This window comes from Vibrio sp. 1978 (assembly GCF_033344345.1).
Genome location: NZ_JAWPOP010000190.1, coordinates 1 through 975, shown reverse-complemented (window position 1 = coordinate 975; position 975 = coordinate 1). Strand labels below are relative to the sequence as shown.

Annotated in this window: 2 protein-coding genes; both read left to right on the top strand. The window is 45.6% G+C overall.

Annotation, left to right across the window (positions count from 1 at the left end; translation table 11 throughout):
• Positions 1 to 596 (top strand): putative nucleotidyltransferase substrate binding domain-containing protein (locus R8N49_RS25425; protein WP_318190249.1); only part of this gene is annotated, 596 nt, incomplete at its 5' end.
• 8 nt (positions 597 to 604) lie between these two features.
• The coding region (locus R8N49_RS25420) for an exonuclease domain-containing protein (RefSeq protein ID WP_318190248.1) at positions 605 to 975 on the top strand (371 nt) is incomplete at its 3' end.

The window sequence follows — 975 nt, the reverse complement described above, 5'->3', positions numbered from 1 at the left end:
TCGCTGACTGGACTGACGATCCCAACCCGAAAGCGTTACTAAATGCATCAATATTTTTCGATTTAGATGGCGTGTATGGCCGCTTAAAATGGGCAGAACAGCTCACCAGCTTCATTGTGCGTCGAGCGCGTAAAAATAATCGCTTCTTAGCATGTTTGGCTCGAAATGCGCTAAACCGCACGCCGCCATTAGGCTTCTTCAAAGATTTTGTGATGGAAAAAGACGGCCAGCACAAAAACTCGATCAACCTAAAACGTCGTGGCACCGCGCCGCTGGTTGATCTGATTCGTGTGCATGCCTTGGCAGTTGGCTCTCGTGCACAAAACTCGTTTGAACGTCTCGACGACATTATTGACGCAGGCATCTTGCCAAAAGGTCGAGCTCAGGACTTAAAAGACGCGTTAGAATTCATCTCTATGGTACGAATTCGCCATCAAGCGACCGATGTTGAACTCGGAATTGAGCCAGATAACAACATCGAGCCAGAAAACCTCTCCGATTTTGAACGCCGTAATTTGAAAGATGCCTTCCAAATTCTCAGCAATGGGCAGAACTTCCTTAAGTTCCGTTATCAAGCAAATAAGAGCTTTAAGTGAGGTTTGGCATGATCAAAAAGCTATTTCAAAAGCCTGCGATTCAATGGCCAACCAAGTTTCAGCAAAAGTTGGAGCTCGTCAGTGATGAAAATCTTGTCGCCTTTTACGGCAGCGAATTACCAGCGCCCAATACCCCCATTTCAGAGGTTGAATTTGTCGCGTTGGATTTCGACACGACAGGGCTCAATCCCGAAAAACACGACATTATTACTATCGGTTTAGTACCTTTCAATCTGAGACGTATTTTTCTGCGCGATGCTCGACATTGGAAAGTAAGGCCTCAGAAAAAGTTGGATGAAGATTCCGTTATCATCCACGGTATCACTCACAGCGAATTGATTGATGCGCCAGATCTGAGCGATATTTTGAGTGAGTTGCT